We start from the raw sequence: 17,449 nt of genomic DNA, 5'->3' as shown, positions 1-17,449 counted from the left end.
TAAGGACGACTATGACCACGAACCTTGATAACCCTATTTATTTCTTAGCCATTGATAATGGTACCCAAAGCGTCAGAGCGCTTATCTTTGATCAGTTTGGCAGCGAGATTGCCAAAGCCCGCGTCCCTATCGAGCCGTATTTCTCTCTCCAGCCCAATTTTGCCGAGCAACATGCCGATTATTATTGGCAAAAGCTAAGCGAGGCTTGTCAGCAACTGTGGCACACCAGCGCTATAAGCCCTGAGCAAATCGCGGGCGTCAGTCTCGCCACCCAGCGCTATACCATGATATGTCTGGATAAAGACAAGCAGCCACTGCGTCCTGCTATTGTTTGGATGGATTTACGCCGCGGCGAAACCAACGATATTGGTTTTTTAAACCCACTAACCAAAATTATCGGCATGGGCGAACTGGTACAAGAGGCGCAGCAAAAAGCCCGCTGTAATTGGCTTGCATACCATGAGCCAAAGATGTGGGCAAAGACCGCCCATTACGTCAATCTATCTGCTTACCTGACCTATCAACTCACAGGCGAATTAGCCGATTCCACTGGTCATGCCCTAGGTTATCTGCCTTATGACTATAAAGCGCAAACATGGCTAAAACCTAAAGATCTTAAATGGCGTTTATTCAGCTGTCGACCTGAGCAAATGCCTAAGATAGTGCCGCCAGGTCAGCCACTTGGTCATATCAGCGCAAAGGCAGCTAAAGCCACGGGGATTTTAGAGGGCACGCCGATGATTGCTGCCGCTAGCGATAAAGCTTGCGAAGCTTTAGGCTCTGCTGGTCTGGCAGCCGACACTGCCTGTTTAAGCTTTGGCACTACTGCGACTATCAATACCACGTCAAGCAATTACGTCGAAATCCTTAAGCATATGCCCGCCTACACTGCTGCTGCGCCGAACTACTACAATCATGAGTATATGATTTATCGTGGCTTTTGGATGGTTAGCTGGTTTAAAGAGCAATTTGCTCACTATGAAGAGCAGCTAGCAAAGACGCAAGGCATCGATACCGAAAAACTCCTCGATCAGGCAGTCAAAGATATTCCGGCCGGTTGTATGGGGCTGATGATGCAGCCGTATTGGTCACCCGGCGTCCGTCATCCGGGACTTGAAGGTAAAGGCGCGCTCATTGGTTTTGGCGATGTGCACACGCGGGCGCATGTTTATCGCGCTATCTTAGAGGGGCTCGCTTACGAGCTAAAACTGGGCTTCGATACCATTGAAAAGCGCACGGGCAAAACCATTAAACACCTGCGTGTCTCCGGTGGCGGCTCCCAAAGTGACTCAGCGATGCAGCTTACTGCCGATATCTTTGGTATGCCCGCTTATCGCCCGCACACTTACGAGGCTTCAGGTTTAGGCGCTGCCATCAACTGCGCAGTCGGAATCGGCGTCTATCCCGATCATGCGGTTGCAAGTGAGGCAATGACTCATTTAGGCGATGAATTCTTACCTATTGAGGCCAATGTCCAACTCTACAAACGCCTTTATAATGAGGTTTATCTAAAAATGTATGAGCGCCTAAAACCTTTATATCAAAGCATTCAAGATATTACTGGTTATCCTGCAAAGTGAATAAAGCCTCTAAGTTAACTTTATTACTTCTATAGACTCAAGCTTAAGATAATAATAACGGAGACTAAGCTATGACTACACCAAAGTCTGCACTCAAAAACACTCAGCATTACGTCCTAACCAAATCCGATATTGAAAATGCCCCTGCAACCAAACACATCCATCAGTCTAACGACAATGCCATTCGCCATACAGTTTCATTAAGTGATATTGTCGGTCTTACCAAATTCGGTCTGCATCTCGTACGTGTTGAGTCGGGTGATGAAACCACGCAACACCACTATCATGAAAATTCAGACGAGTTCATTTATATGCTATCTGGCGAGCTTTCACTACATTATGGCGATGAAGTTTATCAACTACATGCAGGAGATTTTATCGGTTTCCCCGCACACGGTGCAGCGCATTCTATGCGTAATAATAGTGATACGGACGCTACCTACTTAATGGGAGGCAACAGACCAGCGTTTGATATCTGCAATTATCCAGACATCAAACGCAGAATGTATACTATCCACGGCAAAAAGGAGTTTGTAGACTTAGAGAATTTAGGTCAAATAGAGCCTTGAGAACATTAAATCTCGTCTCGCTTTATAAAGCCTTATTAACCACTAAACGCCGCAGAAACTCGATTTAATCCCTCGCGCAGCAGTGCCTCAGGACACGCCACATTCAGGCGCATTTTAAGATGTCCCTCCGCGCCATATTTAACCCCCGCATTGAGCTCAACCTTCGCCTCTCTTAACTTATCATAGAGCTTCTGATTATCTTGTGCATAAGCCGAACAATCCAGCCAAATTAAATACGAGGCTTCTGGGCGCATAATCTTAATATCGGGCAAATGCTGCTCTAAAAAGCTAATGGTTAAGTCAATATTGGCTTCAATATAATTAAGCGCCTGCTCAAGCCATTCATCGCCCTCTTCATAAGCACTACGCATCACTTCATAAGCAAATAAATTGAGCTCATACTCATCATTTAACTGCTGCTGCTTGCCGATTTTTTTGATTAATGCATCGTCTTTAGCAAATATCATCGAGCCTTTAATACCTGCTATATTAAAGGTCTTGGTCATTGAGGTCAGGCTGACGACTTTATGCTCGTAACCTTTTGCTAGGGTTAAAAGGGGTGTAAAAGTATAACCACTCAAGGTTAAATCTTGATGAATCTCATCACTGACAATCGCCACATCATGCTTTTTGCAAAGTGCCAGTAACGCTTCAAGCTCCTGCCTCGTCCATACGCGCCCGCCCGGATTGTGCGGATTGCATAATAAATATAGCTTAACCTTATGCTTGATTATCTTGGCTTCGATACCAGCCAAATCTAACTGATATTTACCGTCGAATTCTTTTAACGCTGACATCACAAGCGCGCGACCATTTTGCTCGACCTTGGTCATAAAAGGCGTATAAATGGGGTCATTAACCAGTACCGCATCGCCTACTTCAGTAAATACGTTCATCATCAGCGCTAAACTTGGCACGACGCCCGGCGAGAACAAGATATTCTGTTTATCTAGCTGCAAACCATAACGACTGCCATGCCAGCCAATAATCGCCTCGTACAATCCTGCAGTCTGTTTGGTATAACCCAATATGCCATGCTGCGCGACTTGCTCAATCGCCTTTAAAATAGGCTGGGCGGCCTTAAAGTCCATGTCCGCGACCCACAGCGGGATGGTATCATCGCTATAATGCCATTTGACTGACCCTGTATCACGTCTATCTATTATTTCATCAAAATTGTATTGCACCATCAGTCTCCTAAAGCATAGATCTTTGAATTATTAACGCCCCTTAAACTCAGCCTCCCTTCTCTCTACCATCGCCATCGCACCCTCTTTCGCATCTTCTGAATGAAATAAATGTGGCAAATAGCTATGAATATTAGCCAATGCGGCGGCAGTTCCACTACGACTGACATCTTGTGCTGAGGACAGTAACCCTTGTACACCAAGCGGTGCAGCTTGGCAAATCTCTTGCGCAATAGTCATTGCTCGTTCGTATTCTTCGCCATTCGGCACTACTTCACTGACCAAATTTAGTCTATCAGCAGTTTGCGCGTCAAATGCTTTACCAGTCAGCAAATACGGCATGGCTTTTTGCCAACCTGCTGCCTGTATGAAACGTACCGTTGCCCCGCCAAATGGCATGATACCGCGCTGGACTTCCATTTGTGCAAAGTTACAGTTATCACTTGCGATGACCACATCACTATTCAGCATTAATTCAATCCCCGCGGTAAAGCACGTTCCTTGTACCGCAACGACGACAGGTTTGCTGCGTAATTTACCACCGATACCCCATGGGTCAATCTCATTATCATTAAAATCAAACGCACCTTTATCCCATTTATCTTGTAGCTCCATTAAATCAAGCCCTGCGGTAAAGTGCTCACCATGGGCAAATATGAGCGCGCAGCGTAAGTTATCGTCACTTTCATAACGCGTCAGGGCAGCAGACAGTTGCTTAATCATATGACTATCAAAGGCGTTGCGTTTATCGGCGCGATTGAGCCCAATCAGGCAGATATAGCCGTCGGTTTCATAGGTGATGCGGTTATCGATGCTGTGGTTATTACTTTCCGTTGTCATATTTTTATCCTTTTAAATTATTATTGTCATCTGCTGCGCTTATAAAATAGCCGCTTTATGTTCATTTAGCTTAGTTTCAATATAGACACCCCTATGCTATAACGCAAGGACAGATATAAGCGCACAGGCAGATTGCTATTTTTTATTCGCTATAGGTAAATCGGTCGCAATGGATAAACAGATAGAGGGACGCGAAATCTGCTAAACTGGGTGATTATATTCAAACATTGCAGTCCGAAACTATGACCAGTAAGCCCATCACCAATACATCAAACGTCCGTAGAGCAAGTGCTAATAATCATCGCAACCGCTCACCTGAGACCGCCAAAAAACTCGGCAAGCTACATCCGCGCAATCCGCACCAAGGCCGCTATGACTTTGCGCTATTGACCCGTGCCCTGCCTGAATTGGCTAAGCACACCATCACCAACCCGAATGGCGAGCCAACCATTAACTTCTCTGATAGTGAAGCGGTACGCGTCCTGAATCAGGCGTTACTCGCTCATTATTATGGTGTTAAATTTTGGGACATTCCAGAAGGCTATCTCTGCCCGCCGATACCGGGTCGCGCAGATTACATCCATTATATTGCCGACTTATTGGCGCAAACCACGCACGTTAATGACGACAATACACCGCCGACTGGTAAAGAAATTCATGCCCTCGATATTGGTACCGGTGCCAGTGCCATTTATCCAATTATCGGTAGCCAAAGCTATGGCTGGCGTTTTACCGCGAGTGATATCGACCCTATTTCGGTCAATACCGCCGCGCTTATTTGCGAGTCTAACCCGAAGCTAAAAAGCGCCGTTAAAGTAAAGCTGCAACCTGAGCCTAAATTTATCTTTAAAAACATCATCGGTCGTCAAGATTACTTTGATGTGGTTATTTGCAACCCTCCGTTTCATGCGTCATTAGAAGAAGCGATGCAAGCGAATACTCGCAAGCAGCATAACCTGCAACGACATCGCGGTAAGAATGAAAACGAGCAAATCAGCCGACATTCAACCAAGGCTGGTAACGCTGCGCAAAATCTAAACTTTGGCGGTCAGCATAAAGAGCTGTGGAGTGAGGGCGGCGAGATTGCCTTTTTGACCAAAATGATGAAAGAAAGCCAAGATTTTGCCGAGCACGTTGGCTGGTTTACCAGTTTAGTGTCAAAGTCAGAGAACGTGAAACCATTACAACTGTTATTAAAGCAGCTTGATGTTGCGCAAATGCGCATCATCGAGATGAGCCAAGGGCAAAAGAATACCCGTGTTTTAGCGTGGCGCTTTAATACTGACGACGCGTAATTAATAAAAAATAACTGTCTGAAAAACATTTATTTAAAGTTTCACGTGAAACAAAAAACCGCTTTGATTATCAAAGCGGTTTTTTTTATAGCGTAAAAGCTAAAGGTTAATAAACTAGCTAAAGAACATGACCTTTAATCCAATTAATATCAGCACCAATCCACCTAACGCCTCTGCTTTATCTTCAAGATACGTCCCTGATTTCTTACCCAAATACACACCAAAGACGCTAAAAATAGCAGTGATAATAGCGATAATTAAACAGGCCAACCACGCATTAAGCGCCAACAAATTCAGCGTAAAGCCAGCCGCCATGGCATCAATACTGGTGGCAATCGCAAGGGTAAACATGGTGCGATGATTGATATTTTTCTTTAGGCTGTCATTTACAGACACTGTCTCACTATTTATATGCAGCGCTTTATCTACCGCCTCTTCTCCATCTCCTAAAAACACTTCATAAAGCATTTTGCCACCAAGACCGATAAGAATAAAGCCACCAATCCAAGGTGCAGCAGCAGCCAACCAGCCTAATAAAGCTGCGCCCAATAAATAACCAATCAGTGGCATCACGCCCTGCGCAATACCAAAATACAAACCCGCATAAATCGCCAAACGCAGCACATAATGACGATGCTGTTTTTGTGATTTAGCCCCTAGCCCAATCGCAACAGCAAACGCATCCATCGCAAGAGCAATGGCAAGTAATACAACTTCACTCATTTTATTCTTCGCTTATTTCTGCTTATTATCATAAGTTTCACGTGAAACAACTCTAACATTAAAAAACCACCGCCTTGATTGCCAAGGCGGTGGTTTTTATTAATCAATTAATAGTCATTAAGCAACTTTTTATAGCCTATTTAGATATCTAAATTAGATACTGTCAACGCATTCTCTTCAATGAAAATACGACGTGGCTCGACATGATCACCCATCAGACAGGTAAACATATGGTCAGCAGCAATCGCATCTTCAATCGTAACGCGTAACATACGACGGTTTTCAGGATCCATCGTGGTATCCCACAGCTGATCAGCGTTCATCTCACCCAGCCCTTTATAGCGCTGAATCGCCAGACCACGACGCGCATCAAGCATCATCTGTTGCCAGAGATAATCAAAGTCGCGTACTGGGATGTCTTTAGTCGTACCTGCGGTGGCTTCACGGCGGATAAAGGCATCTTCTGCAAGTAACGTATTCCATTCAGCTGATAAGCGCAGCAGCTTGGTATACTCGCCTGAATTGATAAAGCTGGCATCTAGCAAATAATGATGCGCCAATTGATGCACATAAACGGTGATACGTGGCAACCATTGGGCTTTAGCAGACTGTGCTTCACCGTCACTATCTAACGTAGCGCCCGCTTCAGGCTCGATGACAGGTTTCATACCCAATAAATCAGCAGCAGCGGCATCCATGTTTTTTGGTTGCGGCGCATGGATATTGACCAGTTCAATCTCAGGATTTAAATCACTGCCGAAGTGCTCAAGCTGCGTCTGTAAAGAGGCTTTCCACGCTTCCATCGCCGACTTATCATAGGTCATATCGGTGCTAAGCTTTGGCGTATGAGTCAACGCATCCAATAACACCGCAGGATAACGAATCTGTAAACGCGCTTTGATAAGCTGGGTTTGGTTATAGTCGTTTAACAACGTCTCTAACGCATGACCGGTAATGGCAGGCGCATCGGCACTGATATGCAGCCTGGTATTATCAATCGTTGATGATAATAAATACGCTTTTAAGGCTTCATCGTCTTTTAGATACAGCTCTTGACGACCTTTTTTCACCTTGTAAAGTGGTGGCTGAGCAATATAAATATAACCACGCTCAATCAACTCAGGCGTTTGACGGAAGAAGAAGGTTAACAGCAGCGTACGAATGTGCGAGCCATCAACGTCCGCATCGGTCATGATAATAATTTTATGATAGCGTACTTTATCAGGATTATATTCATCCGGACCAATGCCGCAACCAAGCGCCGTAATCAAGTTACCAACTTCCGCAGATGACAGCATTTTGTCAAAACGAGCGCGCTCAACGTTAAGAATCTTACCTTTTAGTGGCAAAATTGCTTGGGTCTTACGGCTACGACCTTGCTTTGCTGAACCCCCTGCAGAGTCCCCTTCTACAATATAAAGCTCTGACAATGCGGGATCTTTTTCTTGGCAATCTGCCAATTTACCCGGTAAACCTGCGATATCTAACGTGGTTTTACGACGGGTCATTTCACGGGCTTTACGCGCCGCATCACGGGCACGGGCAGCATCGATAATTTTACTGGCAATAGCTTTACCAGTACTTGGATTTTCTAACAAATAATCGTTAAACTTATCGTGCATCGCTGATTCAACAGCGGATTTTACTTCGCTTGAAACCAGCTTGTCTTTGGTCTGACTTGAAAACTTAGGATCTGGCACTTTCACAGAAACAATCGCCGTCAACCCTTCACGCGCATCATCACCAGTCGCGACCACTTTTTCTTTTTTAAATAAGTTTTCACGGTCCATATAGCTATTTAGACCACGCGTCAATGCTGAGCGGAAACCAGATAAATGCGTGCCGCCATCGCGCTGCGGGATGTTATTGGTAAAGCACAATACTTTTTCGTTATAAGTATCCGTCCACTGTAGCGCCACTTCGACACTGATGCCATCATCTTGCTCACTGACAAAATGAAAGACATCATTGATGCCATCTTTACCAGCATTGATGTAGCTGACAAATTCTGACAAACCGCCTTTATGTTCGAACTCATGACGCTTATCGATACGCTCATCCGTTAAGACGATGCGCACACCTGAGTTTAAGAAAGACAGCTCACGTAAGCGTTTGGCTAAAATATCGTACTCAAAGATAGTACCGGTAAAGACATCATTACTTGGGTAAAAACGAATCTGGGTACCGGTTTTATCCGTCGCTTCCATCTGCTGGATATCGCCGTCTGGTACACCATCGGTATAAGTTTGATGATAATGATACCCTTCACGCCAGATATTCATCTCAAGCGTTTTAGATAAGGCGTTAACAACAGAAACACCGACGCCGTGTAGACCACCCGATACTTTATAGCTGTTGTCATCGAATTTACCACCCGCGTGCAGTACGGTCATAATAACCTGTGCTGCCGATACCCCTTCTTCTGGATGGATATCCACAGGGACACCGCGACCGTTATCCATGACACTAACAGATTCATCTTCATGAATAATGATGTCAATTTGGTCACAATGACCGGCCAACGCCTCATCAATCGAGTTATCCACCACCTCAAAGACCATGTGGTGCAAGCCGGTACCATCGTCGGTATCACCGATATACATACCAGGACGTACGCGCACCGCTTCTAACCCGCGCAATACACGAATATCTTTGGAGCTATAATCAGAGGGTAATCCTTCAGGGACAGCAGCGGGGGCAATAGTATCTAGAGCGTTGTCTGGCATCATTTGCTCGTGGTCGGTAGGTAATGAATCACTCATGTGCATTCCTTAATCTAGCCATCATCAGCTATTTGTCATCAGCTCACCACGACGGCGATACTGAATGACGTTATCTTAGAGTTAACGTTTAGGGTTAAAATATTTAGTTATAGTATTCGCTAAAACGTTATCAGATGTCGTTTAAAGGCGTATAAAACCGTGTTAAAAAAGCAGCTCTAAACATAGCCTGTTTTTCAATCACTGTTTTTCATATTCGCTTCTACTTTTTTACCCATCATTAAAGTAGAGTAAAATTAAGCGTATAATTATCAAACACTTAGATTCTTATAAGTGTTGAGAAGTCTTTAAAAAATACTGATAAAAATTTGTAAGATAACTTGCTGAGAATAGGACAAAAATAAAGCTCTATTTTAGCATTTTTTCGTCGCTAAGTCACTGTTTACTGACAGTTTTATCGATATTGAGCAAGTATTTTGGGATGGTTATTACTTTGCTAAAAATATAAGTAATATAATGATAATTGAGGGGGGATATAAGTAACATGCGCTAAGAGTTAAGCGCAAATTCAGCTGATATTGGTCATTGAAAAGACTTTTTATAAATTGTTGTTTATAAAATTGTCAAACTTCCTTGTTTCACATGAAACATCTTAGGTTCTGACCAATACTCATGCACCAACGGTAAAATATCTTCGGTTAAGCTGGTCATAAACACCTGACATGGCAGCTGCGCTAACGTCGACAATAAAATATCTATCGCCCTATCATCTAGCTCTGCCGTAATATCGTCTAGCAACACCACTGGCGTGGCTCTCGGCTTGGTATGGCTGTTGAGCACGGTATCACTATTACCGTCTTTTCCTATAGCAAGCGTGGTCTTTTCATCATTAAGTAATAACGGCAATTGTGATAAACGTAAGGCGGTGATTAACAGCTTTTTCTCACCGCGAGACAATACATTGGCCGCTTGTTCTTTTAAAATTGGTAGTTTGGTATTGAGGTCTGTGTTTGCGGTGGAATTCGAATTAGCGTCCTTTACATCGTCACTGGTCGTTTCTGATATATCACTAGAGCGCCAATGCACATGAATATCAGCGCGGTGGTTACCGATACGGGTATAACCCAGTTGTAAATCTTGTTCTAAGCGCTCGTTAAGCTGCGCCTCAAGCGCCACACTGGTGTCATAGCCGGCATTATAGCTCAGGCTTAATTGCTCAGCGTAAGCAGGCAATAATTGCGCGATACTCTCAGCAAAATAAGGCTGCCATTCTGTAAAGATACGCTCACGATAATGATGAATAAGCGCAGCATGATTACTAAGCCCTTTATCCCATGATTTTAGCTCAGCAAGCTGTACTTGGGTTAAATGGCGACTCTTTTTTAGTAAACTATTGCGCTGTTTTAGCAGGCGTTGGTAAGCCACCCATTGGGGATGAAACCCTTGTTTCATGTGAAACACTAGCCAATCTAAGAGCTGCCGGCGACTGGCACTACCCTGCTCTAACATATCCATCGTCGAGGGATCTATCAGTAGCGTGGGTAGCTGTTCAGTTAAGATGCTTTGGTTATAAACCGTGGTTTGATTCAGACGTAGAACCGTTGTCGCATCGGCTTGTTTTTGGATAGCTAGGGTACTGCTATCATTGAGCCTAGCATGCACTGTTGCTGCATTTTGATGGTGTTGAATATAGCGTTTAGGCTGATGATGACGAAAACTTTTACCTCTTGAAAGCAAAAATATCGCTTCAAGTAAGGAGGTTTTGCCACTACCATTTGCGCCAATAATGACGTTGCAAGCAGCGGACTGCAGACTCACTTGGGTTAGATTACGCAGGTGTGAGATTTGTAGACGTTCAATCATAACAGTGACAGCCGCCTATATTACCACCTATTAATTAGTAGGCAAAAGTTTATTAAAAAATAATTTTATAATAGAATCGCACTATATACGCATTGGCATAATGACATACTGGTGGAACTCATCGTTGAGCTGATTAACCAGTACCGAGGCATTTGATTGGCTCATATGCATTTGCAAATCACCTTGAATCACACCTAAGACATCTTGCAGATAAGCGGCATTAAAAGACAGCTCCATCGGCTCGCCTTGATACTTCGCTTGTATCATCTCGACTGCTTCATCTTGTTCAGCGTTATTGGCGCGTACTTCTACCATACCATCGCTAGCAAAGTTAAATACTACGCCGCGAGACTTTTCATTACTCAAAATCGCTACACGGCGCAGCACATCGGTCATTTTTTCTTGGTTAAATAACGCCAATTTATCGGTATTACTTGGCATAACGCGGCGATAATCCGGGAATTTGCCATCGATAAGACGCGCGGTAAAGGTCACCATTAAATTATCACTCACCTGCCCTGTACTATCGACATCACCAAATGGCAAGCTTACTTGCAAGAACTCACGACCGAAGCTTAGTGTGACTGCATTGTCTTTATCACCCAGCATCTTACCAAGCTCAGAAGCCAAGCGCTCAAGCTCAATTACAGCTTTACGCGGTAAAATCGCCTGCATATTTAAATCAGCACTAACGTCAATAACGCTACGCGCTAACGCCAATCTATGACCGTCGGTGGCAACTGTAGTCAGCTGCTGCTGTGAAACATCAAACAGCATGCCTGTTAAATAGTAACGGACATCTTGAATCGCCATCGCAAATTGGGTTTTATGAATCAAATCCGTCAAACGGCTACGGCTAATGGTTAAAGGTGTAATATTTTCAGGATTACCAAGACTTGGATAGTCTTCGCTAGGTAATGTCCCTAAAGTAAAACGACTTTTGCCACTGGTCAACAAGCAACGCTCGTTTTCTTGCGTGGTAAGATTGACTTGCGCTTGCGACGGCAGTGATTTGCAAATATCTTTGAGCTTAGTCGCAGGTAACGTCGTTGTACCGGCTTCAATACAAGCACCGGCAGGCAATTTCAACGTCGATGTCAGCTCTACTTCTAAATCAGATGCGGTCAAAATCAGCGCTGATTCAGACAACTGTAGCTTAATATTACCCAAGATAACCATATTATGGCGCTTATCAGCAGCCTTGGCGATCAAGTTAATAGCTTTTAGTAACGACTCTCGATTAATCGATAATTGCATGCTTAGTTACTCTTGTTTATTAGTTGCTCTTATTAAAAGGATTTTTATATGGTTTTAATTTATATAATTTTAAAATAATGGCTTAATAATACCCTGTCTACTAACGATAATCCATACAGCTTGTGTCTACTGCTACTCAAAGTATTATAAACCATATCTGCTTACGACAACATTGCGATACCACAAGCCTCTAACCCGCTTGCAGCATTAAAGCCAAGGTTTTGTAATCCTTATCAAACGCCGGATCGGCAGCGCGTAGCTCATTTACTTTATCACAAGCATGCATCACGGTCGTATGGTCGCGTCCACCAAATGACTGTCCAATCTCAGGAAAGCTCTCACTCGTTAGCTCGCGTGACAATGCCATCGCAATTTGACGCGGTCTTGCGATACTGCGTGTACGTTTGCGTCCCATCATATCTTTGATTGTAATATCATAATATTCAGCAACCACTTTACGAATATTGTCCATATTTACGGCTTGCACGCGCATCGCAACGATATCTTTTAGCGCGTATTGCACCATCTCAAGTGTAATGGGCGCGCCCGTGAGATTGGCATTGGCAAATACCTGATTGAGCGCACCTTCTAAACGTCTCACGTTAGAAACCACATTTTGAGCGATAAATAAGGCACATTCTTTAGGGAGACTCATTCCGTACGATGCCGCTTTTCTCTGTAAGATTTGTACACGTGTATCAATCTCAGGAGGATCGACCGCGACCGTCAAACCCCACGAAAAACGCGACCTAAAACGTTCGTCAAACTCCGTCATCTGTGATGGATGGCGATCTGATGCCAAAATCAGCTGTTTATCACCACTGGTAAAATCTGCAAATAAAGTCAAAAACTCATTACTACTTTTTGTCTTTCCTGCTAATACGTGAATATCATCTACAATTAATAAATCTACTTTTTTTATTTTCTTTTTAAAATCTTCTATTTTATTATTTCTTAATGAATAAACTAATTGATTAATAAATTTTTCAGAAGTGAAATAATAAAAACTTAGATTATTTTTTAAATAGCGATGTGCTACAGAGTGCATTAAATGCGTTTTTCCCAAACCAGAAGGTCCGTATATAAATAAAGGATTGTGCCGATTTTTTGATTGGCGTTTTCCAAGCTCATAACAGGCCTTGTAAGCCAGGTTATTGGACTTACCAGTGACAAAGGTTTCAAAGGTGAAGTCAGGATTTAGATAGCTTAATGATTTGGCATCGGCAGACTCGATCAGTTCTGCATGACGCATATTGGCATCAATATCTGCTCTAGCAATATTATTATGCGTGGTTTGAAAACTGTGATCTGCCGGGGGAGGGGAGGGCTTATCGTCTTCAAACAATGAGCCTGACTGTGATTGATGGCTGTCATCCATGTCACGACCCGCATTATCAACACGAACAATCACCTCTTCGATACTACCTTGGCTATGTTTAGCGACCAGCTGTTGGATATCTTGCAGATGATTCTTTTTAATGTAGGTCACAAAGTAATCATTGGGAGCAAGAATAATCAAGCTATTGGCTTCTTGATGCGCCGATAATGGTCTTAACCACATCGTAAAGACGTTGTCTTTAACGTGATAACGTAAGTCATTTAGGCATTTATCCCAAATAGTTGCTGTATCAATCATGAAAAGTACTAACCCCATAGTCCAAAATAATTGGTCAAAAGAACAACTTTTTTATTGTTAAAATCACTGAATCTTTACCTATAGAGTGAATCGTTTCTTACCTAAGAGACTCTATGGTGAGATTACTTAAAACCATACATCAGCTAGGGGGCTAATCTAACACAAACGGCCTGTGGATAACACCTTGTTTTTTGTGGATAAGACTGTGGATAGTTTTGTGGATAAGTAAACAACACGAGTTATCCATATTTCACCCACAGGTTATCCACAACCTTACCCATAGTCTAATATTTTGATATTAAAGGAAAAAACTGAGTTAGCCACAGATAATACGGCTCCCAATAACAACAATACCTATACATATTAATAGTTAATTATTATAGAGACTGACAAAAATTGTGGATAACTTTTAAAATTCAATTATCAAAATAGATGTTTTCAGTAGGTAGATTGGTATTAGAAATCAGTGTTTTTTAACAATGAATCATTAAAAAGACTATTTTCTCTGTTATAAAACTTATCTGTATAAACACAGACTTAATTAGTTTATTGACCAAGATACTATGCGGTGGTATAATCCTCCGTTATTACGAATTTAGTCCATTATTTTGATAGGTGAGTTATGAAACGTACATTCCAACCAAGCGTGATCAAGCGTAAACGTACTCACGGTTTCCGTGCTCGTATGGCAACTAAAAAAGGCCGTCAGGTCTTAGCTCGTCGCCGCGCTAAAGGACGTCATCGCCTTACTGTATAATCAGTAGATTGCGATAAGCATGGCTCATAGTGCTTGTTGTGTTTCTATTATTTATAGATTGCGATCGTCAATCATCACAACTGACACTTAGCCATATATTAAAAGCGCCCACATCGGCGCTTTTTTTGTCTCTATACTTTATGATTATTTCTACGCTACTATTTCTGCTATTGTTATCAGCTCTTATACTAGGTTGTACTATGTCTAATACTGTTTCAGCGCCACCTAATGCTCGCTTCACCAAAGCGCAGCGCTTACTCACGCCTGCAGCCTTTCGTGAGGTGTTTGATGCACCTGAGCGTAAGCTTCATCAGAGCCATTTAATGGCGTTTGTGCGTACTAATACCCATGAGCAGCCTCGAGTCGGTATGGCCATTACTAAACGTAAAGTGCCTACTGCTGTTGCGCGAAATTTAATTAAACGTCAAGTACGTGAACAGTTTCGCGTAAAAGCTAATAACTTAGAAAATAAAGATATTGTTTTTATTGTTAAACAATCTATAAAAGGTTTAAGTAATAAAGAATTGATTAATGAGATTAATAATATATTTAAAAAAATAGAAAAAAAATAAAATGAATTATTTATTAAAAACAATAAATAAAATTTTCTATAATTTGTTTTATTTTTTTATTACATTTTATCAAAAAATAATTAGTCCTATATTACCTGCTCGCTGTCGTTATTATCCAACTTGCTCAAATTACGGTAAACAAGCTTTAGCTTGGCATGGCGTTTGGTCAGGTAGTTGGCTGTTATTAAAACGTATTGGCCGCTGTCATCCTTTGGGCGGACATGGCATTGATTTTGTGCCGTTACCTTTATCCACTTATTATTACCAATATTTAGCCCCTATCGCACTTGCTGACGTCAGAGGGCAAGGTTTATATGTTTTTAGAGATACGACAAGCTATGTTTCGCGCCTAAATCATATGATGAAACGGGCCTAAATCTTATTAGCGACAGGGCTGTTGTGGATATCTATTTAGTTACCCACAAGTTATCCACACTCTTGGTATCATTTAGAGTGGTTTTTTAGTAAAATGATGAACATTTTATGTGATTGACTACTGATATTGCCGCTAGGAATACGGGTTAATACTCTGTGGTGGTCATGACACATGCCTGATTTTTCATTCCCTAATTTTTTAATCTAGGAAAGGTTTATGCAAAAGATATTTCGGGTGATGATCATCATTGCGATGCTAATCACCGCTTATCTGCTGATTTTGGCATGGCGAGATGATTATGCCGATGCGCCAGCTGTAGACACGGTGCCAAAAACTGCAACATCGGTAGGAGCGGATATTCCTTCGACCAGCGGCGCAGCAGGCGACATTCCGGTACAAACGTTACCAGTAGATACGGGTGCGGTAGCAGCAACACCTGCTGCTAATACCGGTCTTATCATGGTAACTACCGATCGCTATGACATCAAAATCAATCCAGAAGGCGGCGATATCGTTTATGCTGCACTAAAGCAGTATGATGCGACGCTCGATAGTGATAAGCCTTTTGTGTTGTTAGAAAATAATAGCAATCGCGTTTATGTCGCACAGTCTGGTCTGATTGGTCAAAATGGTATCGATACCGCAGAAGGCCGCGCTAAATACAGCCACACTGCTAACAACTATGTGATGGAGAAAGGTCAGCAAACGCTGTCAGTACCGCTTACGTATAAAAAAGACGGCGTAACGGTTACTAAGACCTTTACCTTTACCCAAGACAAATATCCGATTGATATCAGCTATCAAATTCAAAACGCTTCTGCCAATGCCTGGCAAGGGCAGATGTTTGCACAGTTAAAACGTGATGATAGTAAAGATCCTGGGATGTCTGATAAAGGCGCGCTAAGCATGGCGACTTATTTGGGCGGCGCTTGGGGCACACCTGATGACCCTTATAATAAGCTAAAATTCGGCAAGTTTAATGATGGTGAATTGACCACGACCAGCGATAAAGGTTGGGTTGGCATCGTACAGCATTATTTCGTTTCAGCTTGGACGCCTGAAAACTTTACGGGTAAATTCTTTAGCCGCGAAACGGGTGATGAGTATTTTATTGGCTTTAACAGTCAACCTGTCAATGTTGCGCCAAATAAGCAAGTGACTTTGAATGCAACCTTATATGCTGGTCCAAAAGTACAGTCTGAGCTCAAAGAAGTCGCAGTAGGCTTGAATCAAACCGTCGATTATGGCTTGTTATGGCCAATATCGAAGATATTATTTGCCGTTTTGGATGGTATTCATAAGGTTATCGGTAACTGGGGTTGGTCAATTATTTTACTGACTATCTTAGTGAAAATTGCCCTGATGTGGTTCTCAAATAAGAGCTACTATTCAATGGCAAAAATGCGTGCTATCGCGCCACGACTAGCGGCATTGAAAGAAGAGCATGGCGACGATCGCATGAAAATGTCGCAAGAAATGATGGCAATTTATAAAGAAGAAAAGGTCAATCCGATGGCGGGTTGTTTGCCAATTCTGATGCAAATGCCAATTTTCTTAGCGCTATATTGGGTGTTGGTTGAAAGTGTTGAGCTGCGTCATGCGCCTTGGATTTTGTGGATTCGAGATTTATCAGCGATGGATCCGTGGTTCATTTTACCACTGCTCATGGGTGCGTCGATGTTTGTACAGCAGCAGCTAAACCCGCAGCCAGCTGATCCAATGCAAGCGAAAGTGATGAAGTTTTTACCGATTATCTTCACCGCATTTATGTTGTTCTTCCCAGCAGGTTTGGTTCTATACTGGACTGTGAATAACTTATTCAGTATGACGCAGCAGTACTTAATCAACCGCAAAGTTGAAGAAGAGCAAAAACGTCGTACCGTTAAAGTTCTAGATTAAATAGCTTTCAAACTGAGAAAAAACCATCGCTCCGGCGGTGGTTTTTTTGTGCTAAAAAATGGCGTTTTACTCCATTCATAACCGAGGAAAATAGGCATGCGTCACGGTTTTAAAAATTGCTCATTGAAGTTTGCTTTGTCAGTGTGCATCAAGCCGTCTATAATGGGGTTTTTGC

14 protein-coding genes are annotated in these 17,449 nt (G+C 42.7%); 7 read left to right on the top strand and 7 right to left on the bottom strand.

The features are described 5' to 3' along the window. Positions 1-11 precede the first annotated feature (11 nt). Positions 12-1,580, top strand: a complete 1,569-nt coding sequence (locus tag B3Q63_RS10925; protein WP_296176586.1) for an FGGY-family carbohydrate kinase — start codon at positions 12-14, stop codon at positions 1,578-1,580. Positions 1,581-1,651: 71 nt separating this feature from the next. After that, on the top strand, positions 1,652-2,149 hold the full coding sequence (locus B3Q63_RS10920; RefSeq protein ID WP_296176584.1) for a cupin domain-containing protein: 498 nt from the start codon (positions 1,652-1,654) through the stop codon (positions 2,147-2,149). Positions 2,150-2,184: 35 nt separating this feature from the next. Here the strand turns inward: B3Q63_RS10920 and B3Q63_RS10915 are convergent, their stop codons facing one another. Then, on the bottom strand, positions 2,185-3,336 hold the full coding sequence (locus B3Q63_RS10915; protein WP_296177048.1) for a MalY/PatB family protein: 1,152 nt from the start codon (positions 3,334-3,336) through the stop codon (positions 2,185-2,187). A gap of 33 nt (positions 3,337-3,369) precedes the next feature. Then, positions 3,370-4,176 (bottom strand): crotonase/enoyl-CoA hydratase family protein, encoded by an 807-nt coding sequence (locus B3Q63_RS10910; RefSeq protein WP_296176581.1) that lies wholly within the window; start codon positions 4,174-4,176, stop codon positions 3,370-3,372. A 242-nt stretch (positions 4,177-4,418) separates the two neighbouring features. Here B3Q63_RS10910 and rlmF point away from each other — a divergent pair, with 242 nt between their 5' ends. Then, complete coding sequence (rlmF, locus tag B3Q63_RS10905) at positions 4,419-5,471, top strand: 23S rRNA (adenine(1618)-N(6))-methyltransferase RlmF (protein ID WP_201629510.1); 1,053 nt, start codon at positions 4,419-4,421, stop codon at positions 5,469-5,471. A gap of 114 nt (positions 5,472-5,585) precedes the next feature. Here the strand turns inward: rlmF and B3Q63_RS10900 are convergent, their stop codons facing one another. From B3Q63_RS10900 to dnaA, 5 genes are all read right to left on the bottom strand, one after another. Beyond that, positions 5,586-6,194, bottom strand: coding sequence for a manganese efflux pump MntP family protein (locus tag B3Q63_RS10900; protein ID WP_296176578.1), 609 nt, complete (start codon positions 6,192-6,194; stop codon positions 5,586-5,588). A gap of 140 nt (positions 6,195-6,334) precedes the next feature. Further along, positions 6,335-8,920 (bottom strand): DNA topoisomerase (ATP-hydrolyzing) subunit B, encoded by a 2,586-nt coding sequence (gene gyrB, locus B3Q63_RS10895; protein WP_296177045.1) that lies wholly within the window; start codon positions 8,918-8,920, stop codon positions 6,335-6,337. Positions 8,921-9,526: 606 nt separating this feature from the next. After that, complete coding sequence (recF, locus tag B3Q63_RS10890) at positions 9,527-10,777, bottom strand: DNA replication/repair protein RecF (RefSeq protein ID WP_296176575.1); 1,251 nt, start codon at positions 10,775-10,777, stop codon at positions 9,527-9,529. Positions 10,778-10,858: 81 nt separating this feature from the next. Continuing rightward, positions 10,859-12,034 (bottom strand): DNA polymerase III subunit beta, encoded by a 1,176-nt coding sequence (gene dnaN / locus B3Q63_RS10885; RefSeq protein WP_201620257.1) that lies wholly within the window; start codon positions 12,032-12,034, stop codon positions 10,859-10,861. 190 nt (positions 12,035-12,224) lie between these two features. Next, a complete protein-coding gene (gene dnaA / locus B3Q63_RS10880) occupies positions 12,225-13,670 on the bottom strand; it encodes a chromosomal replication initiator protein DnaA (protein WP_201563823.1) in 1,446 nt (481 codons plus the stop codon). A gap of 622 nt (positions 13,671-14,292) precedes the next feature. Here dnaA and rpmH point away from each other — a divergent pair. From rpmH to yidC, 4 genes are all read left to right on the top strand, one after another. Then, positions 14,293-14,427, top strand: a complete 135-nt coding sequence (gene rpmH, locus B3Q63_RS10875) for a 50S ribosomal protein L34 (RefSeq protein ID WP_007394757.1) — start codon at positions 14,293-14,295, stop codon at positions 14,425-14,427. Between the two features lie 200 nt (positions 14,428-14,627). Beyond that, positions 14,628-14,999 (top strand): ribonuclease P protein component, encoded by a 372-nt coding sequence (rnpA, locus tag B3Q63_RS10870; protein WP_296176571.1) that lies wholly within the window; start codon positions 14,628-14,630, stop codon positions 14,997-14,999. Position 15,000: 1 nt separating this feature from the next. Then, complete coding sequence (yidD, locus tag B3Q63_RS10865) at positions 15,001-15,375, top strand: membrane protein insertion efficiency factor YidD (protein WP_296176568.1); 375 nt, start codon at positions 15,001-15,003, stop codon at positions 15,373-15,375. A 216-nt stretch (positions 15,376-15,591) separates the two neighbouring features. Continuing rightward, on the top strand, positions 15,592-17,274 hold the full coding sequence (gene yidC, locus B3Q63_RS10860; RefSeq protein WP_296176565.1) for a membrane protein insertase YidC: 1,683 nt from the start codon (positions 15,592-15,594) through the stop codon (positions 17,272-17,274). Positions 17,275-17,449: the final 175 nt, after the last annotated feature.

The organism is Psychrobacter sp. UBA2769, from assembly GCF_002352555.1.
GTDB lineage: Bacteria > Pseudomonadota > Gammaproteobacteria > Pseudomonadales > Moraxellaceae > Psychrobacter > Psychrobacter maritimus.
The sequence above is the reverse complement of the archived record's forward strand: the minus strand, read 5'-3'. Positions and strand labels throughout refer to the sequence as shown.